At 71.2% G+C, this 26,599-nt stretch carries 24 protein-coding genes and 1 pseudogene; 17 read left to right on the top strand and 8 right to left on the bottom strand.

Annotation, left to right across the window (positions count from 1 at the left end; all coding sequences use genetic code 11):
* Window positions 1–121 precede the first annotated feature (121 nt).
* Together AQJ58_RS09185 and argF are read left to right on the top strand one after the other, a co-directional pair.
* Window positions 122–1,345 (top strand): arginine deiminase, encoded by a 1,224-nt coding sequence (locus AQJ58_RS09185; RefSeq protein ID WP_067247159.1) that lies wholly within the window; start codon window positions 122–124, stop codon window positions 1,343–1,345.
* Window positions 1,346–1,434: 89 nt separating this feature from the next.
* Window positions 1,435–2,442, top strand: coding sequence for an ornithine carbamoyltransferase (gene argF, locus AQJ58_RS09180; RefSeq protein WP_067247150.1), 1,008 nt, complete (start codon window positions 1,435–1,437; stop codon window positions 2,440–2,442).
* 13 nt (window positions 2,443–2,455) lie between these two features.
* Here argF and AQJ58_RS09175 read toward each other — a convergent pair whose 3' ends face one another.
* On the bottom strand, window positions 2,456–2,944 hold the full coding sequence (locus AQJ58_RS09175) for an ATP-binding protein (RefSeq protein ID WP_067247149.1): 489 nt from the start codon (window positions 2,942–2,944) through the stop codon (window positions 2,456–2,458).
* A gap of 308 nt (window positions 2,945–3,252) precedes the next feature.
* On the opposite strand from AQJ58_RS09175, the gene AQJ58_RS09170 reads away from it, so the two are divergent.
* From AQJ58_RS09170 to AQJ58_RS09155, 4 genes are all read left to right on the top strand, one after another.
* A complete protein-coding gene (locus AQJ58_RS09170; protein ID WP_079078790.1) occupies window positions 3,253–3,903 on the top strand; it encodes a response regulator transcription factor in 651 nt (216 codons plus the stop codon).
* Between the two features lie 79 nt (window positions 3,904–3,982).
* On the top strand, window positions 3,983–4,750 hold the full coding sequence (locus tag AQJ58_RS09165) for an ABC transporter ATP-binding protein (RefSeq protein WP_067247147.1): 768 nt from the start codon (window positions 3,983–3,985) through the stop codon (window positions 4,748–4,750).
* A complete protein-coding gene (locus tag AQJ58_RS09160) occupies window positions 4,744–6,081 on the top strand; it encodes an ABC transporter permease (RefSeq protein ID WP_067247146.1) in 1,338 nt (445 codons plus the stop codon). The genes AQJ58_RS09165 and AQJ58_RS09160 overlap by 7 nt, the downstream gene beginning before the upstream one ends.
* Window positions 6,078–7,295 carry a sensor histidine kinase gene (locus tag AQJ58_RS09155; protein WP_079078789.1) on the top strand — a complete coding sequence of 406 codons (1,218 nt, stop codon included), beginning with the start codon at window positions 6,078–6,080 and terminating at the stop codon, window positions 7,293–7,295. The genes AQJ58_RS09160 and AQJ58_RS09155 overlap by 4 nt, the downstream gene beginning before the upstream one ends.
* 39 nt (window positions 7,296–7,334) lie before the next feature.
* Here AQJ58_RS09155 and AQJ58_RS09150 read toward each other — a convergent pair whose 3' ends face one another.
* Window positions 7,335–8,147, bottom strand: coding sequence for a PaaX family transcriptional regulator (locus AQJ58_RS09150; protein ID WP_067247144.1), 813 nt, complete (start codon window positions 8,145–8,147; stop codon window positions 7,335–7,337).
* Window positions 8,148–8,458: 311 nt separating this feature from the next.
* On the opposite strand from AQJ58_RS09150, the gene AQJ58_RS09145 reads away from it, so the two are divergent.
* Genes AQJ58_RS09145 through AQJ58_RS09135 form a run of 3 tightly spaced genes read left to right on the top strand, consistent with a single transcriptional unit; the run spans window position 8,459 to window position 12,253 of the window.
* The gene (locus tag AQJ58_RS09145; protein WP_234359998.1) at window positions 8,459–9,565 is read left to right on the top strand and encodes a tyrosine-type recombinase/integrase; all 1,107 of its coding nucleotides are present in this window, start codon (window positions 8,459–8,461) and stop codon (window positions 9,563–9,565) included.
* On the top strand, window positions 9,562–11,850 hold the full coding sequence (locus AQJ58_RS09140) for a tyrosine-type recombinase/integrase (protein WP_067247139.1): 2,289 nt from the start codon (window positions 9,562–9,564) through the stop codon (window positions 11,848–11,850). Before AQJ58_RS09145 ends, AQJ58_RS09140 begins: the two co-directional genes overlap by 4 nt.
* A complete protein-coding gene (locus tag AQJ58_RS09135) occupies window positions 11,837–12,253 on the top strand; it encodes a DUF6262 family protein (RefSeq protein WP_067247130.1) in 417 nt (138 codons plus the stop codon). Before AQJ58_RS09140 ends, AQJ58_RS09135 begins: the two co-directional genes overlap by 14 nt.
* A 96-nt stretch (window positions 12,254–12,349) precedes the next feature.
* Here AQJ58_RS09135 and AQJ58_RS44310 read toward each other — a convergent pair.
* Window positions 12,350–12,463, bottom strand: a pseudogene (locus AQJ58_RS44310) (DUF5999 family protein); the annotation flags it as partial.
* 234 nt (window positions 12,464–12,697) lie between these two features.
* Between AQJ58_RS44310 and AQJ58_RS09130 the strand changes: the two are divergent.
* Window positions 12,698–13,126 carry a DUF6299 family protein gene (locus AQJ58_RS09130; RefSeq protein ID WP_067247129.1) on the top strand — a complete coding sequence of 143 codons (429 nt, stop codon included), beginning with the start codon at window positions 12,698–12,700 and terminating at the stop codon, window positions 13,124–13,126.
* A 102-nt stretch (window positions 13,127–13,228) separates the two neighbouring features.
* Here AQJ58_RS09130 and AQJ58_RS09125 read toward each other — a convergent pair whose 3' ends face one another.
* The 4 genes from AQJ58_RS09125 to AQJ58_RS09110 all read right to left on the bottom strand — a co-directional run bounded on the left by AQJ58_RS09125 (window position 13,229) and on the right by AQJ58_RS09110 (window position 17,320).
* The gene (locus AQJ58_RS09125) at window positions 13,229–14,245 is read right to left on the bottom strand and encodes a LacI family DNA-binding transcriptional regulator (RefSeq protein ID WP_067247126.1); all 1,017 of its coding nucleotides are present in this window, start codon (window positions 14,243–14,245) and stop codon (window positions 13,229–13,231) included.
* Between the two features lie 95 nt (window positions 14,246–14,340).
* Window positions 14,341–15,177, bottom strand: a complete 837-nt coding sequence (locus AQJ58_RS09120) for an ATP-binding cassette domain-containing protein (RefSeq protein WP_067247123.1) — start codon at window positions 15,175–15,177, stop codon at window positions 14,341–14,343.
* The gene (locus AQJ58_RS09115) at window positions 15,174–16,187 is read right to left on the bottom strand and encodes an ABC transporter permease (RefSeq protein WP_067247121.1); all 1,014 of its coding nucleotides are present in this window, start codon (window positions 16,185–16,187) and stop codon (window positions 15,174–15,176) included. Before AQJ58_RS09115 ends, AQJ58_RS09120 begins: the two co-directional genes overlap by 4 nt.
* A 110-nt stretch (window positions 16,188–16,297) precedes the next feature.
* Window positions 16,298–17,320 carry a sugar ABC transporter substrate-binding protein gene (locus AQJ58_RS09110; protein ID WP_067247118.1) on the bottom strand — a complete coding sequence of 341 codons (1,023 nt, stop codon included), beginning with the start codon at window positions 17,318–17,320 and terminating at the stop codon, window positions 16,298–16,300.
* A gap of 226 nt (window positions 17,321–17,546) precedes the next feature.
* On the opposite strand from AQJ58_RS09110, the gene AQJ58_RS09105 reads away from it, so the two are divergent.
* The 3 genes from AQJ58_RS09105 to helR all read left to right on the top strand — a co-directional run bounded on the left by AQJ58_RS09105 (window position 17,547) and on the right by helR (window position 21,325).
* The gene (locus tag AQJ58_RS09105; RefSeq protein ID WP_067247115.1) at window positions 17,547–18,521 is read left to right on the top strand and encodes a carbohydrate kinase family protein; all 975 of its coding nucleotides are present in this window, start codon (window positions 17,547–17,549) and stop codon (window positions 18,519–18,521) included.
* Window positions 18,522–18,739: 218 nt separating this feature from the next.
* A complete protein-coding gene (locus AQJ58_RS09100; RefSeq protein WP_067247112.1) occupies window positions 18,740–19,069 on the top strand; it encodes a putative quinol monooxygenase in 330 nt (109 codons plus the stop codon).
* Window positions 19,070–19,156: 87 nt separating this feature from the next.
* The gene (helR, locus tag AQJ58_RS09095; RefSeq protein ID WP_067247111.1) at window positions 19,157–21,325 is read left to right on the top strand and encodes an RNA polymerase recycling motor ATPase HelR; all 2,169 of its coding nucleotides are present in this window, start codon (window positions 19,157–19,159) and stop codon (window positions 21,323–21,325) included.
* Window positions 21,326–21,492: 167 nt separating this feature from the next.
* Here the strand turns inward: helR and AQJ58_RS09090 are convergent, their stop codons facing one another.
* Window positions 21,493–22,200, bottom strand: coding sequence for a GntR family transcriptional regulator (locus tag AQJ58_RS09090; RefSeq protein WP_079078788.1), 708 nt, complete (start codon window positions 22,198–22,200; stop codon window positions 21,493–21,495).
* A 118-nt stretch (window positions 22,201–22,318) separates the two neighbouring features.
* Between AQJ58_RS09090 and AQJ58_RS09085 the strand changes: the two genes are divergently transcribed.
* From AQJ58_RS09085 to AQJ58_RS09070, 4 genes are all read left to right on the top strand, one after another.
* Entirely contained in the window at window positions 22,319–23,428 is a 1,110-nt protein-coding gene (locus AQJ58_RS09085) for an aromatic ring-hydroxylating dioxygenase subunit alpha (RefSeq protein WP_199844550.1), read from the top strand.
* A gap of 330 nt (window positions 23,429–23,758) precedes the next feature.
* The gene (locus AQJ58_RS09080; RefSeq protein WP_067247104.1) at window positions 23,759–24,241 is read left to right on the top strand and encodes a hypothetical protein; all 483 of its coding nucleotides are present in this window, start codon (window positions 23,759–23,761) and stop codon (window positions 24,239–24,241) included.
* Between the two features lie 52 nt (window positions 24,242–24,293).
* Window positions 24,294–25,262, top strand: coding sequence for a PDR/VanB family oxidoreductase (locus AQJ58_RS09075; protein ID WP_067247771.1), 969 nt, complete (start codon window positions 24,294–24,296; stop codon window positions 25,260–25,262).
* A 178-nt stretch (window positions 25,263–25,440) separates the two neighbouring features.
* Window positions 25,441–26,463, top strand: a complete 1,023-nt coding sequence (locus AQJ58_RS09070; RefSeq protein WP_234359997.1) for a helix-turn-helix transcriptional regulator — start codon at window positions 25,441–25,443, stop codon at window positions 26,461–26,463.
* Window positions 26,464–26,599 lie beyond the last annotated feature (136 nt).

Genomic DNA, 26,599 nt, shown 5'->3' with positions numbered 1-26,599 from the left:
CACTGAGACGATAATCGGAGGGATCACTTGTCGTCAAGGGGACGAGAAAAGGGCGGAAACAAGCGGTTGCGAAACGACACACGAGGGGGTGAAGGCGGGCATCGATGGTCAGGATGGAGGCATGGGATTCCATGTCGACTCCGAGGCCGGGCCGCTGCGCCGCGTCATCCTGCACCGGCCGGATCTCGAGCTGAAAAGGCTCACCCCCAGCAACAAGGACGCGCTGCTCTTCGACGACGTGCTCTGGGTGCGCCGGGCGCGCGCCGAGCACGACGGGTTCGCCGACGTCCTGCGCGACCGGGGCGTCGAGGTCCATCTGTTCGGTGATCTCCTCGTCGAGGCCCTGGAGATCCCGGCGGCCCGCGCGCTCGTCCTGGACCGCGTCTTCGACGAGAAGGAGTACGGGGTGCTCGCCACCGACCACCTCCGTGCCGTCTTCGAGAACCTGTCCGCGCCCGACCTGGCCGAGAGCCTCGTCGGCGGCATGACCAAACGGGAGTTCCTGGCGGCCAACCCCGAGCCGACCTCCGTGCGCTTCCACGTCATGGACCTCGACGAGTTCCTCCTCGCCCCGCTGCCCAACCACCTCTTCACCCGCGACACCTCCGCCTGGATCTACGACGGCGTCGCCGTCAACGCCATGCGCTGGCCCGCCCGGCAGCGGGAGACCGTGCACTTCGAGGCGATCTACCGCCACCACCCGTTGTTCCGCGGGGAGGACTTCCACGTCTGGTCCGAGGGTCAGGCCGACTATCCGTCGACCATCGAGGGCGGCGACGTCCTCGTCATCGGCAACGGCGCCGTCCTCATCGGCATGAGCGAGCGGACCACCCCGCAGGCCGTGGAGATGCTCGCCCACAAGCTGTTCGCGGCGGGCTCGGCGCAGACCATCGTGGCCCTGGACATGCCGAAGCGGCGTGCCTTCATGCACCTCGACACCGTGATGACGATGGTCGACGGCGACACCTTCACCCAGTACGCCGGCCTCGGCATGCTCCGCTCGTACACCATCGAGCCCGGCGTCGGCGAGAAGGAGCTGAAGGTCACCGACCATCCGCCCGAGCACATGCACCGGGCCATCGCCGCCGCCCTCGGCCTCAGCGAGATCCGCGTGCTCACCGCCACCCAGGACGTGCATGCGGCCGAGCGCGAGCAGTGGGACGACGGCTGTAACGTCCTCGCCGTCGAACCGGGTGTCGTCGTCGCCTACGAGCGCAACGCCACCACCAACACCCATCTGCGCAAACAGGGCATCGAGGTGATCGAGATCCCGGGCAGCGAGCTGGGGCGGGGCAGGGGTGGGCCGCGCTGTATGAGCTGCCCCGTCGAACGGGGGGCCGTGTAGCGAACACGGGAGCCGAACGGGGCTGTATAGAAATGCTATTCGTCGTATAGACTTCCACAGTCCCGTTCTCGTACCTCTGGAGCGCCCCCATGGCGACTGTCCCGACCGCCCTCGCCGGCCGCCACTTCCTCAAGGAACTGGACTTCACCGGGGAGGAGTTCCGCGGCCTGATCGAACTGGCCGCCGAGCTGAAGGCCGCCAAGAAGGCCGGGACCGAGGTCCAGCACCTGCGCGGGAAGAACATCGCGCTGATCTTCGAGAAGACCTCGACCCGCACCCGCTGCGCCTTCGAGGTCGCCGCCGCGGACCAGGGCGCCGCCACCACCTACCTGGACCCCTCCGGCTCCCAGATCGGCCACAAGGAGTCGGTCAAGGACACCGCGCGGGTGCTGGGCCGGATGTACGACGGCATCGAGTACCGCGGCGACAGCCAGGACAAGGTCGAGGAGCTCGCCGCGTACGCCGGTGTGCCCGTCTACAACGGTCTGACCGACGACTGGCACCCCACCCAGATGCTCGCCGACGTCCTGACGATGACCGAGCACACCGCCAAGCCGCTGCCGGAGATCGCCTTCGCCTACCTCGGCGACGCCCGCTTCAACATGGGCAACTCCTACCTGGTCACCGGTGCCCTGCTCGGCATGGACGTACGGATCGTCGCGCCGAAGACCTACTGGCCCGCCCAGGAGGTCGTGGACCGGGCCCGTGAGCTGGCGGAGGCCAGCGGCGCCCGGATCACGCTCACCGAGTCCGTCGCCGAGGGCGTGCGCGGCGCGGACTTCGTCGCCACCGACGTCTGGGTGTCGATGGGGGAGCCGAAGGAGGTCTGGGACGAGCGGATCGCCGCCCTCGGCCCGTACGCCGTGACGATGGACGTCCTGGGCGCCACCGGCAACCCGGACGTCCGCTTCCTGCACTGCCTGCCGGCCTTCCACGACCTCGGCACCAAGGTGGGCCGCGAGATCTTCGAGGCCCACGGTCTGGACTCGCTGGAGGTCACCGACGAGGTCTTCGAGTCCGCCCACTCGGTCGTCTTCGACGAGGCGGAGAACCGGCTGCACACCATCAAGGCCGTCCTGGTCGCCACCCTCGCCTGACCCGGGGCCCGTCTCACTCGGGCCGCGGCCGCCACTGCGGAGGCACCACGGCCAGGCGGAACCACACCGCCTTGCCCTGGGCGGTGGGGCGGTGCCCGCACGACGAGCTGAGGGCACGGATCAGCAGCAGCCCCCGCCCGTGCTCCAGCCAGGGGTCGGGCTCCGCGCCCGAGGGACGGGTGAGATCGCCCGGCGGCATCGGGTCGGGATCGTGCACCTCGACCTGGCAGCCGCTCGGGCGCAGCTCCACCACCAGCTCTATCGGGGCGTCCCCAACGGCCGTGTGCTCCACGGCGTTCGCCACCAGCTCGGCCGTGAGCAGCTCCGCCGTGTCGCTGTCCGCTCCGTGCTCCAGCTCCGCCAGCGCCGTACGGACCAGGGCACGGGCCACCGGCACGGCCGCGGCGGAGTGCGGCAGTGCGATCCGCCAGGAGGCGGCCGAGTCGGAGGGGCGATCTTGCAAGGCGAGTCCGTTCTTGGCGCAGGGTCCCGTGATCGACATCCGGTAGTCCTGCCTTCAACTTTCAGGAATGGTACGACTAACGGGTTGCTTACCCCGCCCAACGCCCCGTCTCGCCTGCCTGCTCCCGTTGTTACCGCGTTATTGACGAGCGGTGACACGGCAGGGGGCTGTACAGGAGAAACCGCCCTCCCGGTGGGCGGGGCGGTAAGAACTCTTACCTCTCGCGGCCCCGGTGTGTGCTTGAGCGGCACCCGGTCGTGATCTGGTCGTCCGGACGACGGTTACCTGCTGATTGAATGAACTCCCGGTCGGGTCAAGGCCGTTGACCGCGAACAGGGGAGCGCGCAGTGCGATTGGTCATCGCCGAGGACTCGGTCATCCTCCGGGAAGGCATGGTGGAGTTGCTGACCGCCCGCGGCTGCGAGGTACTCGCCACCGCGGGCGACGCCGACGAACTGCTGGCCGCCGTGGCCGAGCACACCCCCGACGTCGCCGTGGTCGACATCCGTATGCCGCCGACCCATACCGACGAGGGCATCAGGGCCGCCGTCCGACTCCGCACGGACCACCCGGGGGTGGGTGTCCTCGTGTTCTCCCAGCACGCCGAGCCGTCCTGGGCGGCCCGGCTGCTGGCGGGCGAGGCGTCCGGCGTCGGTTACCTGCTCAAGGAGCGCGTCGCCGCCACCGCCGACTTCGTCGAGGCGCTGCGCCGGGTCGCGGCCGGCGGTGTGGCCCTCGACCCGGAGATCGTCCGCCGCATGCTGAACCACGGCACCAGCCCCCTGGAGCGCCTGACACCCCGGGAGCGAGAAGTCCTCGACCTGATGGCACAGGGCCACTCGAACCGCTCCATCGCCGGGCTGCTCCGCATGTCCGAACGGTCGGTGGAGAAGCACGCGGCCTCCGTGTTCGGAAAGCTCGACCTGCCCCTGACCGACGCCGACAACCGTCGCGTCAAGGCCGTACTCGCGTACGTGCGGGAGGTCAGGCGCTCGTGATGGGGGGCGGATATCCGAACCCCGAAGACGGGAGGTAGCCGGGTGGTCCCCGGGCAGACGAGCGGCCGAGAATCGGGGCATGTTACTGAGCACCGGGTCCCCCGTCCCTTCCCTCGCGGAAGGAGGCCTGCCCATCCGCGCCGAGAACCTGCACCGTTCGTACGGCCGCGGCCGCGACGCGGTCCGTGCGCTGCGCGGCGTGGACGTCAGCTTCGCTCCGGGGACGTTCACCGCAGTGATGGGTCCGTCCGGATCGGGCAAGTCGACCCTGTTGCAGTGCCTCGCCGGAATCGACCGGCAGACCTCCGGCACGGTCCACTGGGGCACCACGGACATCACCGCGCTGCCCGAGCGGCGCCTCGCGCTGCTGCGGCGTGCCGAGGCGGGCTTCATCTTCCAGTCGTACAACCTCATGCCGGCGATGACGGTCGAGCAGAACGTCGCCCTCCCCGCCCGGTTGGCGGGCGACCGGGTGGACTGGGCCGCCGTCACCGAGTCCCTCGCGCAGGTGGGACTCGCGGACCGGAGAAAGGAACGCCCCGGCCGCCTCTCCGGCGGTCAGCAGCAACGCGTCGCCGTGGCCCGGGCGTTGTACACCCGGCCGCGGATCCTGTTCGCCGACGAGCCGACCGGTGCCCTCGACCGTTCCACCGGCAGGGACGTGCTGGGGCTGCTGCGGGAGGGTGTCGAGCGTGAGGGGCGTACCTGCGTGATGGTGACACACGATCCGCTGGCCGCCGGTTTCGCCGACCGGGTCGTCGTCCTCGCCGACGGTGTCCTGGTCGACGACCTGGTACGCCCGTCCGCCGCGCTGATCGCCGAGAAGCTGAGCGAGCCGGCATGCTGAGGCTCGCCATGGCGGCCCTGCGAGCCAGGCCCTCGTCCTTCGCCGGACTGGCCGCGGCACTGCTGCCGGCCGTCGCCGTGATCACGCTGTTCGGGTCGCTCATCGCCACGGCGATCGGCGGCGACGGCGGCTCGCGGCTCGGGGTGATCGGCGGGGCGTTCGGTGAGATCGCCATGCTGATGGCGCTGTTCGTGGTGGCCGACACACTCTCGTTCTCCGTACGGCGACAAGCGCGTGACCTGGCCCTGCTGCGCACGAGCGGGGCGACGCCGGCACAGGTCGAACGGCTCGTCCGATGCCAGATGCTGCTGGTCACCCTCCTCGTCTCACCGCCGGCGTGGGTCCTCGGCTCGTGGGGCGCGCGGTGGTTCCTCACGGAACTCGTCGCCCGGGGCATCGCCCCGGCGGGCGCGGCCGTGTCCTGGTCGCCGTGGCCCCTGCTGATCGGGACGGCTGCGACGCTGGTGGTCGGGGTCGGCGCGACGAAGATAGCCGCCCGCCGCACGGTCCGCGGAAGGCCGTCCGAGGCGCTGGCGCAGACGGCCCAAGAGGGCCGACTGGGCTGGCTGCGGGGCATCGCGGGCCTGCTCGTCCTCGCGGGCGCCGTACCCATGGTGATGCTCACGTTGGGTCAACCGGTGGAGAAGTCCGCCCAGGCGGCCCTGCTCGGATCGCTGATCCTCATGAGCGCGGTGGGACTGCTCGGCCCCCTGCTGACACGGCTGGCGACGGTGCTGCTCGGTCTGCCCTTCCGGCTGGCGGGCGCCAGGCACCGGGGCCACGCCGGTGGCGCCCTCGCCGCCGACAACCTGCGCGGCCACGCCCACCGGCTGTCTTCCGCGGTGGTGCCGATCGCGCTGCTCGTCGGGCTCTCGACCACGTTCGCCGCCGTCACCGGAACCCTTCAGCACGTCGCCCCGCCCGGTGCGTACGCCGAGAGCGACAACTGGCTACGCGGAGTGGAACTCGCCATGCTGGCCGGCTTCGGCTCGGTGGCCACCGTGAACACACTCGTCTCGCTGACCGCGTCGCGGCGCCGGGAGTACGCGCTGCTCGCGCTGACCGGCGCGACCCGGTGGCAGCTGATGCGGATGCTGGGCGCGGAGGCGACGCTGACCGCCATGGTGGGAGTGCTGCTCGGAGTCCTGGTCGCGGCGCCCACGAGCATGGCGTTCGCGGTGGCCGCCACGGGCGGTCCGCTTCCCACTGTTCCGCTCCGGGCGTACGGCCCCCTGGTGCTCGGGACGGTGGCGCTGACCGTGCTGACGATCCTGGTCACCGGTGCGCGGGCCACGTCGGAGCCCGCCGCGACCGCGGTGAGCACGGCATGACAGCGCCCCGCCCCGGCGACCCGGGTCGCGCAAAGGTACGGACGACGTGGCCGCGAGCCATCGCCTTCGCCGTCACCGGGCCGCCCCTTTCCGTCCTCGGCATCGGCTACGTCCTGGCCGTCCTCTACGTCGGCGGTCTGCTCTCGCTGACGCTGACCGGACTACCGGTGCTCGCGGTCGGTCTGCGGGGAGCCCGCTACCTCGGCCGTGCACAGGCGTGGCTGGTCCGGGCACTGCTCGGCGAGGCCGTCGACGCCCCGCCGCCCCTGCCGGCCGTCGCCGGCGCGGCCGGCTGGATCCGCGGCAGCCTGTCCGACGTGACCGCTTGGCGCAGCATGCTGTACCTGCTGCTCCGGCTCCCTGTCGATGTCCTCACCTTCGTGGCGACGATCGGCTTGCCGGTGTTCAGTGTGTGGTCCCTCGGATGGGCGCTGATCGGCAGTCAGGAGCTGTGGCTGTCCGCCGTCACCGCCGTGGGCGCTCTGGTCGTCCTGGCGTTCACCCCGGTGACAGCCCGCGCGATGACGAACCTGCACCGGCTGCTGGCCCGGACGCTGCTCGGCCCCACCGCCTCCCAACTGCGGGTCCGAAAGCTCGAATGGGCGCGAAGCACGGCCCTCACGGAGGGCGACCGCGACCTGCGGCAGGTCGAGCGCGACCTGCACGACGGTACACAGGCCCAGCTCGTCGCGATCGCCATGACGCTGTCACTGACCGCCGACGCACTGGACGGCGAACCGTCCCTCGACCGGACCCGCACGCTCGTCACCCGGGCCCGTGCCCAGACCGACACGGCCATCGCGGAGCTGCGGCGCCTCATCGACGGGATCACCCCCGCGGCGCTGGAGCGGGGACTCGTCGACGCGCTGCCCCAGTTGACGGCGCAGGCCGGTGTGCCGGTCACGCTGACGGTGAACCTGCCGCGACGGCCGGACCCGGTGATAGAACGAGTGGCGTACTTCTGCGTCGCCGAGCTGCTCACGAACATCGCCAAACACAGCGGGGCGACCGAGGCGTCGGTCGACGCCGACCTCATCGGTGAACGGCTGCGGATCAGGGTCCACGACAACGGTGCCGGGGGAGCCAGGCTCGGGGCGGGCAGCGGCCTGCTGGGCCTGCGAGAACGGCTGGCCGCGGTCGACGGCACCCTCGGACTCGACAGCCCGCCCACGGGCTCCACCACCGGCGTGATCGACATGCCCGTCCGGATCTGACCGCCGCCCTTACCTCCAGTGACGACGGGTGTTCCGGGGTCACACCCCCGCGAACTCCGCGCCCGCGTCGCGCAGTCGTTCGTGCAGCTCGTGGAAGACGGCCGCCGAACGGGCCCCGGGCCAGTCCGGCGGGAGCAGCCGTGCGGGCAGCCCCGGGTCGACGTAGGGCAGATGGCGCCAGGCGTCCAGGGCGAGGAGGTAGTCGCGGTAGGCCTCCTGCGGCGGGGTGTCCGGCCGGTGCCGCCAGGCGTGCAGCACGCTCTCGTGGCGGTCGAGGAACGCCTCGTGCTCCTCGGCGATGGCCGTCAGGTCCCACCAGCGGGCCACCGCCTCGACGGTGGGCGTGAAGCCGAGGTGCTCGCCGCGGAAGAAGTCGACGTAGGCCGCCAGCCCGAGCCGATCGAGGGCGTGCCGGGTCTCCTCGTAGAGCCGGGCCGGGGCGATCCACACGCCCGGGGCGGCCGTGCCGAAGCCCAGGCCGGCCAGCCGGGACCGCAGGACGTGCCGCTTCTGCCGCTCCGACTCCGGTACGGAGAACACCGCCAGCACCCAGCTCTCGTCGCCGGCCGGTGCGGCACCGTAGACCCGTCGGTCTCCGTCGTCGAGCAACTCCAGTGCCTCTTCCGAGAGTTCGTACCCGGCCGCGCCCTGCGCCGTACGGGCGGGCAGCAGCAGTCCGCGCCGCTTCAGCCGGGACACCGAGGACCGCACGGAGGGCGCGTCGACGCCGACCGCCGCGAGCAGCCGGATCAGCTCGGCGACGGGCAGCGGACCCTGCGCGAAGCGGCCGTACGCGCCGTACAGCGTGACGATGAGAGACCGAGGTGCGGGCTGGTCGGACACATTGATCATTTTAGGCCGTCACCCTCGCGGGCGATCCCCGGCGGTACCGCCGCCGTATGTGACCTTCGTCGTGGCCGCCGGCAGCGGGCCGCGGGCGGCGGCCGGGGTCAGGCCGCGACGGTCAGCCGGTCCGCCGGGACGCGGTGGGGGGCCACCACGCTGCCGTCGGGGAGGAGTTCCCCGGAGTCGTCGACTATGCCGATCAGTCTTCCGGGTGTCTTTGATGTCCAACTCGCTGTCACTGGAGGGCCTTTCGTTGCTACATGGACGGGTTCTGTTCGCCTGTCCATGTCGTCCTGGGGTGTGGTGTGTCGTTCGCTGTGCAGAGACTGCGGCTGTCCGAGGACGATCCGGTCTCGTACACCGTGGTGGGGGCCGACGGCTTGCCCGTCGATGCGGTGGAGGAGTTCCTCGGGTACCTGGCGGCGACCGGTGCGTCGCCGAACACGGTGCAGGGCTACGCGTACGACCTGCGGGACTTCTTCGTCTGGCTGGAGCAGACGGGCCTCGACTTCCGGCGCGTGCGCCTGGAGGTGTTGGCCCAGTTCTTCGACTGGCTGCGTCGTCCGAAGCCGGCCCGTGCACCGGGGGTGTTCGTGCTGCCCGGTGTCGACCAGGCGCTGGAGAACACCACGTTGCAGCGGAAGCGGGCCGCGCTCGCGTCGTTCTACCGGTTCCACGCCCGGCGGGACGAGGACGTGCCCGCGCTGCTGGGAAACCTGCTGGGCAGGCAGCCGACCGGCTCCTACACGCCGATGCTGGCGCACACCCAGCGGGGCGGCGAGGTCGAGTACAGCCCGATCCGCATCCCCGCCCACCACAAGCCGCCCCGGACGCTGACCGACGACGAGGTCCAGCGGCTGATGAGCGCCTGCATCCGGCGTCGGGACCGGTTCCTGATCGCTCTCCTCGACGACTCGGGGCTGCGGATCAGTGAGGCTCTGGGCCTGCGGCATGCCGACCTGAACCTCCGCAAGGGTGAGGTGCACGTCGTTCCGCGCGAGGACAACGCCAACCGGGCCCGCGTCAAGGGCATGAAGGGCCGGATCGTCCCCGTGAGGCCGGAGTTGTTCGACCGCTACGCCGCCTACATGGAGAGCGAGTACGGCACGCTGGACTGCGACTTCGTGTTCGCCAACCTCTTCCGCGAGCCGATCGGCTCGCCGATGACCCGGGCGAACGTCAACGAACTGGTGGAACGCCTGCAGAAGCGGACCGGTATCACGCACTTCTCGCCGCACGCCTGCCGGCACACCTACGCCACACGGCTGTTGCGCGCCGAGGTGCCGATCGAGGTCGTGGCCGAACTCCTTGGTCATGCCAGTCCGCAGACCACGGCCGAGATCTACAGTCACCTCGGTGTCGAGGATCATCGCCGGGTGCTCCTCTCGGCCGGGATCATCAAGGACGGGGCATCGGCCCGGTGAACACGCCCCAGATACGCCGCGGTTCGGCGGGACTGCTGGCGAAGCTGATGGAGACGGTGCGCCCGGAGTTCCGGGCCGAGGTGTTCTGTCCGCCGCGTGACAGCCCGGTGTTCTTCCCCGGGGAGTGCCGCATCGCTTCCTGCCCGACGACGCTGACCATGGGTTCGCTGAAGCTGTGTCGCACCCACCATCACCGCTGGGTGGCCGCAGGACGCCCGGCCGACCTGGACAGCTGGGCCGCGGACGAGGACGCGCGACTGCGCCGCCGCCAGCAGGTGGCGGCCTGCCTGGTCTCCGGGTGCAACCGGGCCAGGGCCGCCCACGGCCTGTGTCACCGACATGCCTCGCGATGGACCCACGCCGGGCGGCCACCCCTCGAGGACTGGGTGGGACGCACCCTCTATCACCCGCCGCGCAGGCCGTGGGCTGCCGAGCGGGACTGCGAGTTTCCCGACTGCCCGCGCTGGACCGACAGCACTGATGCGCCGCTGTGTCACACGCACCACAACCGGTGGCGCAAGCACGGCCGCCCTGACCTCACGAGCTGGTACGACGACCTTGCCCACCGCGGCGACCCGAAGATCCGCCTGAGCCAGCTCGATCCCGCACTCCGTCTGGAGTTCCAGTTCGGCCTGCAACACCGCCTCGACGAAGGACTGCGCTTCACCCCCGCCCGCGACGTCCGCCGCGCGGTCACCTGGGCCTGCGAGGCGCCAGTCACCAGCCTTCTGGACTGGGACGAGACCGGCTGGCGCGACCACGTCGCACCGCTGGGACCCGGCGGACGGCGCCACGGCTACAACGTGGTCGCCTTCCGCTTCATCGCGGACACCCGCTTCGCCCTGGAGCACCTGCTCATCGCCGATGACCCGTGGGCCGACCAGTATCCGCGCGAGACCTGGGACCTGCGCCACTTCGCCCTGGCCGAAGGCGAAACGCGCTACCTGCGCTTCGGCGGCATAACCCAGCCCTGGCTGCGCGAGCTGGCCAAACGATGGTGCCGCTGGCGCATCAGCACGAACATCAGCGTCAACACCGTCGCGCAGAACCTGCGCTCCCTGACCCATCTCTCCCGGCACCTGCCACCGAACGCCGAGCCCGCCGCCCTGACCCGCATCAGGATCGAGACGTGGATCGCTGCCCTCGCCATCGACTACCCGGACGTGTTCACCCGCCGGGCCGCGGTCAACTCGCTGGGCCGGTTCCTCGCCGACGCCCGCGCCCACGACTGGCAGCCCGACCTGCCCCGCGACGCCGTCGTCTACAACGACGCCCCGCCTCCGCCGCCGGCCAAGCCCCGCTGGATCTCCGAGCACCTGATGCGGCAGATGGAGAACCCCGCCAGCCTGGCGCTGATATCCACCGACGATCTCCGCCTCATGGTCCCGCTGCTGATCTCCTGCGGCCTGCGCATGAAGGACGCCCGGCGCCTGCGGTTCGACTGCGTCACCCACGACGACACCGGCGCCCCCTACCTGACCTGGGTCAACCACAAAATCCACGGGCGCATCGCGTTCTTCCCCATCAGCCAGGCCCTGGCCGACGAGATCGCCGCTCAACAGAAGCGCGTCCAGGCTCGCTTCCCCGCCGGAAGCCGCTTCCTGTTCCCCGGCTGGGTGGCGAACCTCAACGGCAGCAAGGCTGTCTCGGACAGCTGGTGCCGTGAACAGATGGAGACCTGGCTGGAGCGCATCCGCCTCATCGACGAGCACGGTCGTCCAGCTCGGGTGACTTTCCACCAGTTCCGCCACACGCTGGGCACCCGGCTCATCAACGCCAATGTCCCGCAGCACATCGTCCAGCAACTGCTCGATCACATGTCGCCGCAGATGACGGCCATCTACGCACGGCTGCACCAGAAGACCCTGCGCGAGCACTGGGAGAAGTCCCTCAAGGTCAACGCCGAGGGCGAACCCGTCGCACTGCCCGTCGACCATCCGCTCGCCGATGCCACCTGGATGCGGCTGTCCCTGGTCCGCGCCAAGGTCAGTCTCCCCAACGGCTACTGCGGAGCCCCCATCCAGACCAACTGCGAGTACGCCAACCCGTGTCTGGACTGCCGCTTCTTCATCACCACCGGCGACTTCCTCGACCAGCACCGACGCCAGCGGGAGGAAACCCGCAAGCTCATCGGCGACGCCGAGAAGGCCGGGCTGTCGCGCATCGTCGAGAAGAACACCCGCACGCTCGGCAAGCTCGACACCATCATCGACGCCCTGGAACAGGCCGGACCGCAGCAGATCGTGGCCGGCGGGAAGGTGACCGATCTTGATGCCACCGGCTGACAATGCCCGCTTCCTCGTCGAAGCGTCGAAGACGCGCAGCAGGCAGGCACGCGAGCGAGCCGAAGAAGCCGTCAAGGCTGCGGCTCGCCGCAGTGAACGGCCCACGGTCGTCGGCATCGCGAACGCTGCCGGTGTCTCCCGGTCCTGGCTATACACGCAGACCGACCTCATCACCGCGATCAACCAGCTTCGGATGCGAGCCCCGGCCCCACAGCGCAGTCCCCGCCATGCCGCCAGCGACGCCTCCCTGCAACGCAGGCTGGAGACCGCACTCGAACGCAACCGGCAACTTCGCGACCAGGTCGCCGACCTCACCCGGAAGCTGGAGACCGCCCACGGCGAGATCCGCCGCCTCCGCACCTTGGCCCCACCGCCAGCGACCAACGTGATCGGTCCTTGCTGAACCAGGCACACGAGCCCGAACCCGACTCGATAAGGACATGTCCATCTCGCAACGTCCCTGGTCAGCAGCCACACCAGCCCCAGAGATCGACATAACGTCGAAGACGATCGTGCCGTCGCACAGCAGGTTCCAGCCCTGCTCCGGGTGGGCGGCGACGACGTGCGGCGAGCGGGCGTCGGCAGGAGCGGCGGCGAAGGAGTGGGAACACATGGCGCACCTCCACGTCGGTGGGGGGCCGGCCGGCCGGTCGGCCTCGCATGGGACGACCATGCGCCCTCTCCCGAGGGCGCCGCCAGAGGGGGGCCCGAAACGTGACAGCACCAGGACAACTCGAGGACCGTTCGCCGACGACCGGTGCGGACTCGCCACCGAAGGGGTGACGGTCACGGCCTCGGGCCCCTCCGCCCGGTACCAGTGGAGGCCCCCCACCATAGGAGGTCTTCCATGTTGCTTCGCCCCGCACTGGCCGCGGCGGCCGGTGCCGCCCTGCTCCTGCTCGCGCTGCCGGCCCAGGCCGCCACCGCCGACCCCACCGAGTCCCTCACCATCGCCTCGGCCGCCACGATCGCGGCCGACGGCACCGTCATCCTCTCCGGCACCTACCGCTGCGTCGGCAACACGGGGCCGGTGTTCATCAGTTCCGCCGTCCAGCAGGGCGACGCCCCCGCCCGCTACGGCATCGGCGGCAGCCGCGCGCTGTGCGACGGCGCCGTGCACTCCTGGCGGAACGCGGGCAAGGTCCAGGGCGGCGCGCTGACGGCCGGCCCCGCCCACGTCGAGGCCACGATCACCGAACTCGAACTTCACGGGGGCCTGCCGCTGCCCCGCCTGCACGCGACCCGGCAGCAGGACGTCACCCTGACGCAGAGCTGACCACCCGCCACGTAGGACACGCCCCGGCGGGCGGTGCGGCCGGGGCGTGGGGGCGGGACGGGCGCCCCGGCCGGCTCCAGGGGAGCCGCCCGGGGCGTCGGTTCACGGAGCCGGGCGCTCCCCCGACCCGCGGACGATCAGGCGGGTGGGCACGGTGAGGGTGCGGGTGCGCGTGCGGTCGCCGTCCAGGCGGGAGAGTGCGGTGGTCGCGGCGGTGCGGCCGATCTCCTCGGGGTCCTGGGCGACCACGGTCAGGGCCGGTTCGAGGGCCTCGGCGAGGGCCACGTCGTCGAAGGCGACGACCGCGACGTCCTTGCGTCTGCTGCGGGCGAGTTGGGTGACTATCCCGAGCGCGACGATGTTGTTGCCGGCGAACAGGGCCGTGGGCGGATCGGGCAGGTCCAGCAACTGCGCCGTGGCCGCCGAGGCTCCGTGCTGGTCGTGGGCGTTGGTGACCAGGGAGCGGTCGTCCGGCAGGCCCGCCTCCCGCAGTGCCTCGCGGTATCCGGCCAGACGTTCGCGGCGGGTGTAGAGCTTGGTGGGCAGGTCCCCGATGAAGCCGATGCGGCGGTGGCCGTGGGCGATCAGATGGGCGACGCCGTCGTGGGCGCCCGAGCGGTTGGTGCTGACGACGCTGTCCGTGGCGAGGCCCGTGCCCGGCCGGTCCAGGAAGACGACGGGCAGCCCGCCGGACCGGTGCGGCTTGAGGTGCGCGTGGTCGGCGCCCACGGAGGGGACGACCATCAGGACGCTCACCCGGCGGGCCAGGAAGGTGGCGGTCAGGGCGCGTTCGCGCTCGGGGTCGTCCGCGGAGGAGCCCATGAGGAGGGTCAGGCCGCGTGCCCCGACCGTCTCCTCGATACCGCGGGCCACGGCTCCGAAGAAGGGGTTGCCGAGGTCGGGGATGACGAGTCCGACGGTGGTGTCGGGTCCCCCGACGCGGATGTTGCGCGCCATCAGGTTCGGCTGGAAGCCCAGCCGGGCCACGGCGGCGAGCACGAGTTCCCTGGTCTGCGCGGAGGCGGGTCCGTCCTCGTTGAGGACGCGGGAGACGGTCTTGGCGCTGACACCCACTTCGCGGGCGACATCGGCCAGGGTGGGGCGGCGGTTCGCTGCCATGGAGGTGCGGATCTCCTGTGCTCGTCGGTTCCGCCCGCGGCCTCGGGCGGATCCTTGGAGTCGAATCGTGTCGCCAGAACCTGTGCGAGCGGGTTCTAGCCGGCCTGGACCCCGGCGGCCTTGGCGGCCTCGGAGTCCGTCACGACAGTATCTCCGGCGGCGTCGATGGTGAGTGCGCCGGTCATGATGGCGACGACCTCGGCCATCGAGTAGTCGGTGGGCTTGATGACGGCGGCCCGCCGGCCGAGGCGGTGGACGTGGATGCGGTCGGCGATCTCGAAGACGTGCGGCATGTTGTGACTGATCAGCACGACCGGCATGCCCTTGTCCCGGACCCGGCGGATCAGGTCGAGGACCTGGCCGGACTCCTTGACGCCGAGGGCGGCGGTGGGTTCGTCCATGACGACGACGCTGCTCGCCCAGGCCACGGACCGGGCCACGGCGACGGCCTGCCGCTGCCCGCCGGAGAGGGTCTCCACCGACTGGGTCAGCGAGCGCAGCCCGATCTTCAGATCGGCCATGTGCTCGGCGGCCTCCTGCCGCATCCGCTTCTTGTCCAGCATCCGCAGGACACTGCCGAGGACGCCGGGGCGGCGCAGCTCCCGGCCGAGGAACATGTTGGAGGCGATGTCCATCGAGGCGGCGACGGCGAGGTCCTGATAGACCGTCTCGATGCCGTGGGCGCGGGCGCTCTGGGGACCGGAGAAGGTGATGGGCTCGCCGCCCAGCCGGATCTCGCCGGCGTCCGGGGTCAGGGCGCCGGTGAGCGCCTTGATCAGGCTGGTCTTGCCGGCGCCGTTGTCGCCGATCACGGCGAGGACCTCGCCGGGCAGCAGGTCGAAGTCGGCGCCGTCGATGGCGGTGACCTGGCCGTAGCGCTTGACCAGACCGCGGGCCTGGAGGACGGGCGTGGGGGAGGGCATGGTGCTCATCGGGCCTTCTTCCGGGAGAGCTGGTCGACGGTCACCGCGAGGATCACCAGCACGCCGGTGATCAGGGTCTGGTAGATGGAGGCGACGCCCATCAGCTGGAGCCCGTTGCGGAAGACACCGACGATGAGCACGCCGATGAACGTGCCCAGGACCGAGCCGCGGCCGCCGAAGAGACTGGTCCCGCCGAGGACCACGGCGGTGATGCTGTCGAGGTTGTCCGTCTGGCCCGCCTGCGGGTCCCCGACTCCGGTGCGGGAGATCAGGAGCAGGGCGGCGACGCCGTAGAGCAGACCGGCGACGGTGTAGATGCCGATGGTGAGCCGGGAGGTGCGGATGCCGTTGAGGCGGGCCGCCTCCTGGCTGTTGCCCAGCGCGTAGACGTGCCGGCCCCAGCCGGTGCTGCTCAGTGCGTAGGCGAACAGCAGGAACAGGGCGATGGTGACGAGGGAGCCGTACGTGATGTCGGTGCGGCCGAGCGGGAAGGTCTCGCCGAGCGCGGTCAGCGGGCCGGGCAGGCTCGTGACGGTCTGTTCCGCGGAGTAGATGTGGGTCAGCGCGAACGCCACGTTGAGCATGCCGAGGGTGACGATGAACGGCGGCAGCGGGATCTTCTGCACCAGCAGGCCGTTCAGCAGGCCGAAGCCGCCGCAGACCACCAGACCCAGCGCGATCGCGAGCAGCGGCGGCAGCGATCCCTGCGCGGCCATCTTGGCGATCACGATGCTGCCGAACGCCATCACGGCACCGCACGACAGGTCGATACCCGCGGTGAGGATGATCAGGGTCTGCCCGATGGCGAGGGTGCCGACCACCATGACCTGCTGCACGATCAGCGAGAAGTTCCCGCCGGTGAGGAACTGGTCGGTCGAGAAGGAGAAGAAGACACAGGCCAGGAGAAGGGCGACCAGCGGGCCGGTGGTGGGCTGGGTGAGCAGTCTGCGGGCCGTGGTCGGTGCCTTGAGCTCGGCGTACGGCGTCGGGGCCGAGGGTGGCGTGGACGTGGCAGTCATGCGAGGTCCTTGTCGGGAGACAGAAGGCGAGGGGGCGGCCGCCCCGGTCGGGGAGGTGGGGCCGGCCGCCCCGCTGAGGTGGAGGGCGGGTCGTGGGACCGGCGGGCGGCTCAGCCCCAGCAGTTCTCCAGGCCGAAGGCGGTGTCCTTGGAGTCGACCCCGGTCTGTGCCTTGTCGGTGATCAGGGTGACGCCGGTGTCGGTGTAACCGGAGGCCTTCTTGCCGTCCTTGGCGTACGTCACCACGGCCTTGACGCCCTCGGCGGCCATCTTCAGCGGGTACTGCTGCGAGGTCGCGGCGATCTTGCCGTCCTTGACCGCCTGGGTGCCGGTACAGCCGCCGTCGACCGAGACGATCAGGACGTCCTTCTCCCGGCCCTTGGCCTTGAGGGCGGTGTAGGCGCCGAGCGCGGCGGGCTCGTTGATGGTGTAGACGACGTTGATGTCCGGCTCCTTCTGGAGGCAGTTCTCCATCGCCGTCTGCCCCTTGGCCTGGTCGCCGCCGGTGTCCTGGGCGCAGACCACGTCCTTGTCGGTGGCGCCGAACCCCTTGAGGAAACCGTCGTGCCGCTGGACGCCGACGGAGACGCCGGGCGCGAGGTCGAGGGTGGCTATCTTCGCGGTCTTGCCCGCCATGGCCGCCTTGGCGTACTCGCCGATCAGCTGCCCGGCCTTGAGGTTGTCGGTGGCGAACAGGGCGTCGACCGCGCTCTGCGGCTCGGTCGGGGTGTCGAGGGCGATCACCAGGACGCCCTTGGCCTTGGCCTTCTCGATCGCGGGGACGATGGCCTTGGAGTCGCTCGGGGTGATCAGGATGCCCTTCACCCCGGCGGCCACCATGTTCTCGATCGCGGTGACCTGCCCGGCGTTGTCGCCGTCGAACTTGCCGGCCGCGGTCATCAGCTTGACGCCCTCCGACTTGGCGGCCTTCTCCGCGCCCTCCTTCATCTTCACGAAGAACGGGTTGGTGTCCGTCTTGGTGATCAGACCGACCTTGACGCCGTCCGAGCCCGATCCGGAGCTCGCGGAGCCCGAGCCGGAGCCGGACCCGCAGGCCGTCAGGGTCAGGGCCGCGACGCCCATGACCGCGGCGGCTCTGAGGAGGGAGGTGGACGGACGTGTGGTGCGAGACATGAACGACTCCTGCGGGATTGCGAGCGGCGCGGCCGGCATCGAGGGATGCCGTCCCGAGTTGTCATCGTTGACTTATGTCATCGTTGACACTGCATGGCGAGGATGATGGACTCCGTCTCCCGGAAACGTCAATGCCCTCCGCCCGTCACGAATCGGCAACGTCCCACGGGCGTCCGCACCGTCGCCCGGTCGCCGTCCCACGGTCGCCCGCAGAGAAGAGCAGCCCATGAGCCCGCGTCAGATCACCGTTCTCGGAGAGTGCGTCGCGGACGCGTTCACCGAGCCCGTGAGCACCCCGAACGAGCTCGCCCTGCGGGTCCTGCCGGGCGGCGGACCTGCGAACACGGCCGTCGCCCTGGCCCGGCTCGGCACCCCGGCCCGCTTCCTCGCCCGCCTCTCCGGCGATGTCTTCGGCCGGCTCTTCCGCGGCCACCTGGAGGCGTCCGGAGTGGACCTGTCGTCCGCCGTCACGGCCGCCGAACCGAGCACCCTGGCCGTGGCCGAACTCGACGACAGCGGCCAGGCCGCGTTCTCCTTCCACGCCCGCGGCACCGCCGACTGGCAGTGGACGGCCGGGGAACTGGCCCGGGTCGACCTGTCCGCCACCGCCTGCGTCCACACCGGATCCCTGGCCCTGGTCCGCGCGCCCGGCGCGGCCGTCGTCGAGGAATTCCTGGCCACGGCCGCCGCCCGGACGACCGTCAGCATCGACCCCAACGTCCGCCCGCTGCTGGTCGATCCCGACGTCTACCGCGCCCGGCTGGCGCAGTGGTGCTCCCTCGCCGACATCCTGCGCCTCAGCGAGGACGACCTGGCGCTGCTGCTGCCGGGCACCGCGCCCGAGCGGGCCTGCGACCTCTGGCACGCCGCCGGGGTCCGGCTCGTCGTGATCACCCTCGGCGCCGAGGGCGCCCTGGCCTCGCTCGACGGGGAACGGGTGCGGGTGCCCGCGGTCACCACCCAGGTCGTCGACACGGTCGGCGCGGGCGACTCCTTCACCGCCGGACTGCTGCACCACCTCGGCGCCCGCTCGCTCCTCGGCGGCCGGCTGACGGACGTCCGCGCCGAGGACGTGGCCGAGGCCTGCCGCTTCGCCGCCCGGGTCGCCGCCCTGACCTGCTCGGTCGCCGGCCCCAACCCGCCCTGGCGGAGCCGGCTGGAGGAGCCCGCCCCGCCGTTCACCACCGCAGCCCGCGACTGACCGCCCGCGACTGACCGCCCGCGGTTGAACCGCCTGCGGTGGACCGCCCGCGGCTGAACCGTCCGCGACCGAACCACTCGCGGCTGACCGACCGGGGCTGAACCGCCCGCGACCGAACCACCCGCGACCGACCGCCCGCGACCGACCGCCCGCGACCGACCGACCGCGACCGAACCACTCGCGGCCCAACCACCCGCGACCGAAAAGGACTTGAGACCATGACGAAGACACTGCTCGCCGAGTTCACCGCCCGCGAGGGCGCCGAGGACGAGGTCGCCCGGCTGATCGGGGAGTACGCCCGCACGGTGCGGGAGGAGGAGGGCAACCTCGCCTTCGAGGTGTACACCAGGACCGCCGCCCCGCGCGCCTACTGGATCTTCGAGGTGTACCGGGACGAGGACGCCTTCCAGGCGCACCTGAAGGCCCCGTACGGCGGCCCGTTCAACGCGGCGCTCGTCCCGCTGATCGAGGAGGACGCCTCGGTGCTGACCTTCCTGGAGAAAATGAAAGAGGCCGGAGACCAAGCTCCCGCCACTCTCAACATATAGCGCACCGGGGGGCTTGCGGCAAGGCCCCCCTCGTGCCGCAAAATCCCAGGTCGTGGCCAGGATCCAGCAGAAAGAGGAAGGCACGACGTGGGTGTCCCGAGTGCGTTCGACCTCCCCGACCAGCTCTCCCGGAAGGCCGATCCCGAGCTGATCGCCGCCGACGAACGGCACTTCGCGGCCGTCGCGGAGTGCCTGGAGGAGTCGATCGCCGAACTGTCCGACCTCCTCGACGCCGAACTCCGGGCACCCGGCGGCACCGGCCGCCAGGCGATGGACCGGGACATCGAGGTCCACCGTCTGACCGGCCGGCTGCGCACCCTGCGCCGGTTCGGGCTGGACCTCTGCCTCGGACACATGGCCGGCGCGGACGGCTCCGCGCCCGTGTACGTCGGCAGGCTCGGCCTGACCGACCGCGGGGGCCACCGGCTGCTCGTCGACTGGCGCTCCCCGGCGGCCGCGCCGTTCTTCGCCGCGACCCACGCCGACCCGATGGGCCTCGCCAGCCGCCGCCGCTACCGCTGGACCCGGGGCCGGATCAGCGACTACTGGGACGAGGTGTTCACCGCCGACGGCTTCGAGGGGCACGCCGCCGCCCTCGACGACCAGTCCGCCTTCATTGCCAGCCTCGGCGGCAACCGCTCGGAGCGGATGCGGGACGTGCTCTCCACCATCCAGGCCGACCAGGACGCCATCATCCGGGCGGGCTCCCGGGGCGCCCTCGTCGTGGACGGCGGCCCCGGCACCGGCAAGACCGTCGTCGCCCTGCACCGCACCGCCCACCTGCTCTACTCCGACCCGCGCCTCGGGCACCGCCGCGGCGGCGTGCTGTTCGTCGGCCCGCACCGGCCGTACCTGTCGTACGTCGCCGACGTCCTGCCGAGCCTCGGCGAGGAGGGCGTCCAGACCTGCGTCCTGCGCGACCTGGTCCCCGAGGGGGCCGCCGCGGGTGTCGAGACCGACCCGGAGGCCGCCCGGCTGAAGGCGTCCGCGGACCTGGTGAAGGCGATCGAGAAGGCCGTCCGGTTCTACGAGGAGCCGCCCGCCGAGGGCCTGACCGTCACCGTCGACCACACCGACGTACGGCTGACCGCCGACGACTGGGCCGAGGCCTTCGACGCGCCCGAACCCGGCACCCCGCACAACGAGGCCCGCAACCAGATCTGGGAGCGGCTCGTCGAGATCCTGCGGGACCGCCACGACGGCGACGACCTGTCACCCGAGCAGTTCCGCCGGGCGCTGCGCCAGGACAGGGAACTCCTCGGCACCCTCCAGCGCGCCTGGCCGCTGCTGGAGGCGGCCGACCTGGTCGGGGACCTGTGGACGGTACCCGCGTACCTGCGGATGTGCGCTCCCTGGCTGAGCCCCGACGAGGTACGACGGTTGCAGCGCGCGGACGCCCAGGCCTGGACGGTGTCCGACCTGCCGCTGCTGGACGCGGCGCGGCAACGGCTCGGCGACCCGGAGGCGGCGCGGCGCAGGCAGCGCGACAAGGCCGTCCTCGCCGCCCAGCGCGAGCGCATGGCGCACGTCGTGGACAACCTGATCCACGCCGTGGCCGACTCCGGCGCCGACGGTGACGACGGCGAGGGCCTGGTGACCATGCTGCGGGGCGCGGACGCCCAGGTCAGCCTGGTCGACGAGGCCGAACTGTCCGTCGTCGACCCCGATCTGCTCGCCGGCCCGTTCGCGCACATCGTCGTCGACGAGGCGCAGGAACTCACCGACGCCGAATGGCAGATGCTGCTGTCGCGCTGTCCGTCCCGCAGCTTCACCGTCGTCGGGGACCGCGCCCAGGCCCGGCACGGCTTCACCGAGTCGTGGCGGGAGCGCCTGGAGCGCATCGGCCTCGACCGGATCGACCTGGCCTCCCTGAGCGTCAACTACCGCACCCCGGCCGAGATCATGGCGGAGGCCGAACCGGTCGTCCGGGCCGCCCTCCCGGACGCCAACGTCCCGACGTCCATCCGCAGCACCGGCATCCCCGTCGTCCACGGGTCCGTCGCCGACCTGGACACGATCCTCGACGACTGGCTCGCCGCCCACGCCGACGGGATCGCCTGTGTCATCGGCGCCCCGGCCTTCCCCGGGACCCCGCGGGTCCGCTCCCTGCCCCCGGAGCTGACCAAGGGCCTGGAGTTCGACCTGGTCGTCCTGGTGGACCCGGAGAAGTTCGGCACGGGAGTCGAAGGGGCGGTGGACCGCTATGTCGCGATGACCCGCGCGACCCGGCAGCTCGTCGTCCTCACGAGCGCCTGACCCGGGCCACCGGCCGCACGGGGAGGCGGAGCGGACGGGCCACCCCGGGCCGGCGGCAGCTCCGCCGCGCCCGAGCGGTCGGGGGCCGGGGGCCGGGGGCCTGGGCGCTGTACGGATCGCTGTACGGACCGCTGTACCAGCTCGCTGTACCGGCTCGACGACGGGCCCTAGCGAAGCCCTTCCGAGCCCGGCCGGGGGCGCAGTTCGATGGCGGTGTCCTCCGGCAATGTCTTCTGGTAGCCCGCGTACATGTGCTCCGTCGCCAGCCGGACCAGGAGTTCCTCGTCGCCGTCCCGGGCCGCCTCGAAGATCGCGCGGTGTTCGCTCGTCATGAGCGGGACGTTGGCGGCGTCGGCGACGTACGAGCTGGTGATGCGGCGGTTGACCGGGTGGTCCCACAGCGTGTCGATCATCCGGAGCAGGAGCGCGTTCCCGCAGGGCTCGATCAAAGACATGTGGAACGCGCGATTCAGCTCGAACTGCGCCACCGCGTCGAGCGGGTCGGACGCGGCCATGTCCTCGATCAGGGCGAGGAGCCGCGCCAGCTGGGCCCGGTCGTGCCTGCCGCAGGCGAGCCGCAGGGCCACGGTCTCCAGGGACTGCCGCACCTGGTAGACCTCGGAGATGTCGCTCGGCTTCAGGGCGTTGACGAGGTAGCCGCTGCCCGGCACCCAGGTGACCAGGTCCTCGTGGGCGAGGCGGTTAAGCGCGTCGCGCAGCGGGGTGCGGGACACCCCCAGGCGCTCGGCCAACTGCTCCTGCACCAGCGGGGCGTCGGCCTCCAGGCCGCCGGAGACGATCTCGTCGCGGAGCCGTTCGTAGACGCGGACGCCCAGGGGGCGTGTGTCCCGGGGGTCGCCCCGCAAAGGCTTCACGTCGCACTCCGTTCCTAGCGTTGCCTCGCGGTGGATCCCGCCGCGCGGCCGGATTCACCTGGGGAGAGAAAACCACTCGGGCGGGGCCATTGTCGCCCGTGAATCCACTGTATACAGTGTGTCCACTGCATCCAGAGAGGGGCTCCTGGCCATGTTCGTCCTCAACACCTGGTATGTCGCCGCATGGTCCGCCGAGGTGACCGCCAAGCCGGTGCGCCGGGTCATCTGCAAGCAGCCGATCGTGCTCTACCGCACCCCGGACGGCGGGGCGGTCGCCCTCGCCGACCGCTGCGCCCACCGGGCCTACCCCCTGTCCGAGGGCCGTACGGTCGGTGACTCGATCGAATGCGGTTACCACGGCTTCGCCTACGGCCCCGACGGCGCCTGCACCCGCGTGCCCGCCCAGTCCGCCATCCCGGCCCGAGCCCGGGTGCGCAGCTACCCGGTCGTGGAGAAGGACGGCTGGATCTGGGTCTGGACGGGAGAGCGGGAACTCGCGGACGAGAGCCTGGTCCCGGACACGCACTGGATGGACGACCCGGCGTGGGCCACGGTCACCCACACCGTGCTCTTCGAGTGCCGCCACGACCTCATCCACGACAACCTGCTGGACCTGACCCACGAGTCGTTCCTGCACCGGACGACCGTCGGCGACGACTACATCTACGAGCACGGCATCACGGTCGAGGTGGACGGCCGGGTCGTGACCGCCGACCGGCTGATGCCCGGCGTGCAGGCGCCGCCGCTGTATGCGCGGACCATGGCCGCCGAGGGCCTGTACGACCGGTTCCACGCCACCGAGTTCCACGTCCCGAGCTACCACGTGCTGCACTCCGGGATCACCGGCCAGGGCCGGCCGCGTGAGGAGGGCTACCTGATCAAGGTGCTCAACGGGATCACCCCGGTCGACGAGAAGACCACCTGGTACTACTACGCGTTCAGCCGGAACTTCGCCGTCGACGCCGAGTGGGCCACCGAGGAGCTCGAGGCCGGGCTCGCCACCGTGCTGCGGGAGGACGCCGACGCCCTGCGGGCCCAGGAGATCGGCATGCGGGACCGCCCCGAGACGGAGCACGACGTGCTCATCGGCCAGGACGCCGGCGTCGCCAAGGCCCGCCGGATCCTCTCCCGGCTCCTGGCGGCCGAGCAGCAGGCCGGTGGTCGGGCTCCCGAGGCGGACCGCTCCGCCCCGGCGTCCGGGACCGCGCCCGCCGCGGTGCGGGGCTGATCCCTGCCGCGCTCATCCCGCAGCCGGCTGCACCGATGCCTCAGCCGGCGCAGACCGGTCCGCCCCCTCCAAGGCTGCGGCCCAGCCGATCTCGGCCGACGCCGACGCCGACGCCGAGGCCGCGGCGCCGCTTCCGGCCGACGTGCGGCCCAACGGCGTACCGACCGTACCGACCGCGGCGACGACGCGTTCGACGGGGAGCGACCCGTGCGGACGGTCCTGCCCGGCAGGTCGTCACCCATACCCGGCACGCGCGTACCAGGGCATTCCCGGCGGCCGTGCGATGAGCGGGGCGGCAGCTGCCCGCCCCGAGAACGAGGAGGCGGACCGATGAGGCTTCTGCTCCGCGCCAACGCCCACCGGCACGTGGGCGGCGCCTGCTGGGAGGTCGCCGCGTCGCCGGACACGCCCCGGCGTGAGCGGTGGCAGTGGCAGGTGTGCCTGCTCGCCGGCGACCGGGGCCACGCCGACGCGCCGTCGCCCACGGCACTCCGGGTCGCCGCGCCCCTGCCCGGCGGGACGACCGTCGAGGTCGCGGCCGACCCGCTGACGGTCGCGCCCGCGGTCGAGGTCCTCGACCCCGGCTCCTCGCCCACGGTGGTGCGCACGGACGGCGAACTCGTGGTCCTGATCGCCTCGGGCGGGCGGGTGCTGGTCGAGGAGCGGCATCTGCTGGCCGACGCCGACGCGCTGGTGCTCGCGGGCGACGACCCGCTGGTCGTCGGCGTGCGCCGCCCGGACGGTTCGGACTCCCGACTCGCCGTGGTCCGTCTGGCACCCGTCCAGGACAGCGCCCTGAGCTGGGTGCCCTAGGAACAGGTTCCAGGTCCAAGGTTCAGAAGTTTCGAGTTCAGAAGTGGTGACCATGCGTGTGGCAAGCGAGGAACAGCGCCTGCGGCTGCGGGTGGAGGCCCTGGTGCGGGAGGCCGACGGGGTGCTCTCGGCGCACCTGCGCCGCCCCGACGCCGACGACCTGCCGCCCTGGCGGCCCGGGGCCCATCTCGACCTGCACCTGCCCGGCGGCCCCGTCCGCCCGTACTCACTGAGCGGCTCGCCCGCCGACCGCTCCACCTGGCGCATCTCCGTCCTGAAGGAACCCGCCTCGCGGGGCGGGTCGCGGGCGGTGCACGAATCCCTGCGCCCCGGTGACGTCGTCGACGTCACCGGGCCCCGCAACGCCTTCCCCCTCGTCGGCACCCCGGAGTCGGAGTACCTGTTCATCGCCGGAGGCATCGGCATCACGCCGATCATGCCGATGATCGAGGAGATCGCCGCGTCGGGGGCGCGCTGGTCCTTGCTGTACGGGGGACGGTCCCGGTCGAGCATGGCGTTCCTCCCCGATCTCGCGCGCCACGGTGGCCGGGTGACGGTCCGCCCGCAGGACGAGTACGGGCTGCTCGACCTGGACACGTTCCTGGGCCCGCCGCGGCCGGACACGCTGGTGTACTCCTGCGGTCCGGAGCCGCTGCTCTCCGCCGTGGAAGCGCGCTGCGCCGCCTGGCCGCCGGGAACGCTGCACCTGGAGCGGTTCGCCGCCCGCCCCGCCCCGTCCGCCGCCGACACCGGGGAGGAGGCCTTCGAACTGGTGCTGCACCGGACCGGACGCAGCATCACCGTGGCGCCCGGCAGCACCGTCCTTGAGGCGCTGGAGGAGAACGGCGTCGAGCCCCCGAACTCCTGCCGGGAGGGCATCTGCGGAACCTGCGAGACGAAGGTGGTCGAAGGCGTCCCCGATCACCGGGACAGCCTGCTCACACAGGAGGAACGGGACGCGAACGACACCATGATGATCTGCGTCGGCCGCGCCCGCTGCCGCCTGGTCCTCGACCTGTGAGACGGCCGGAGAACGAGCGCGCGCTGTTCTGACACGCGGCGAATCCCGCCGGACGCGGACGTTTCGACCGGTGCGTCCAGTTCAAGCCGCGTCGCGGCCGAGATCCACTGGTCAGTGGCCTACGCACGTAGACCCTCGGGTACGGTCATGGCGCGGGGACCGGAACGTAGGAGCTCTCGTGGACCAGAACGTGACGATCAGCAGCAGCGATTCGATCCTGGACGAGAACATGTATGACTTATACGGGTGGGTTCTGGAGAGGGGCTACTTCGACGACGGTCAGGCCGCCGAAGAACTCGGAGTCGAACTGAAGGAAGTCGTCAAGGCGTTCGAGCGGCTGATCCTGCTGGGCCTGATCCGGGTGGACCCGAGCAACAGGCTGCGCGCCCGGGCGGTCGACCCCGACGTCGCGTCGGTCCGCCACGTCCTTCCGCTGCACCACACGATCCGCCGCGAGCAGGAGAAACTGGACCGGTTGACCTCGGACTTCACCCGGTTGAGAGAAAGGTTTCTGAACCCCGTCAGGCTGAAGGACCCCAGTGGCAACCGCTGCCAGTCCTTCAAGGTCATACCCGACCTCGACGAGGTGCGCGCCGCCCTCAACCGGGCCGCGGCCGAGTGCCGTCAGGAGATGCTGACCATGCAGCCCGGCGGCAACCGTGCGCCCGAGGCGCTGGAGGAGGCCAGATCGCGAGACCACGCCCTCCTCTCACGTGGTGTCACCATGCGCACGCTCTACCATCACACGGCCCGCTTCAACGGCCCCAGTCTCGCGTACATGGACGAGGCCGTCTCCCGGGGCGCCGAATACCGCACCGCGCACGAACTCGTGGGACGCCTCGTGCTCTTCGACCGCACCAGGACGGCGTTCATCCCGATGGCGGACGACGAGGACGGAGCCGTCTGCATCAGCGAGCCCTCCGTCGTCGCCTACCTGCGGAAGGTCTTCGAAATGCTCTGGACGCGGGCCACGCCCCTCACGGGCGCCACGGCGGCCGATCTGGGGCAGGTGGCCAAGGAACTCGACGGCAGTATCCTCCAGTTGCTGGCCGCCGGGCTGAAGGACGAGGCCATCGCCCGACGCGTGGGCATGTCCCTGAGGACGACGCGCCGGCATATCGCCGACATCATGAAACAACTGGGCGCCGAAAGCCGGTTTCAGGCCGGGGTCCTCGCAGCCCGCGCCCAGGGTTTGATCTGAACTCCCTCTCATGACGTTCACTCGGCATATCAGAGAACTCAATCCGCGGTATCGGAAAAGTGTGTTTGAAAACCGCGCAAGGCATCGGAATCCTGGGTGCAGGAGGACCCAAGACGCTTTCTTCGTAGGTGCACCG

This window comes from Streptomyces sp. DSM 15324 (assembly GCF_001514285.1).
In the GTDB taxonomy this organism is placed as follows: Bacteria; Actinomycetota; Actinomycetes; order Streptomycetales; family Streptomycetaceae; genus Streptomyces.
The sequence above is the reverse complement of the archived record's forward strand: the minus strand, read 5'-3'. Positions and strand labels throughout refer to the sequence as shown.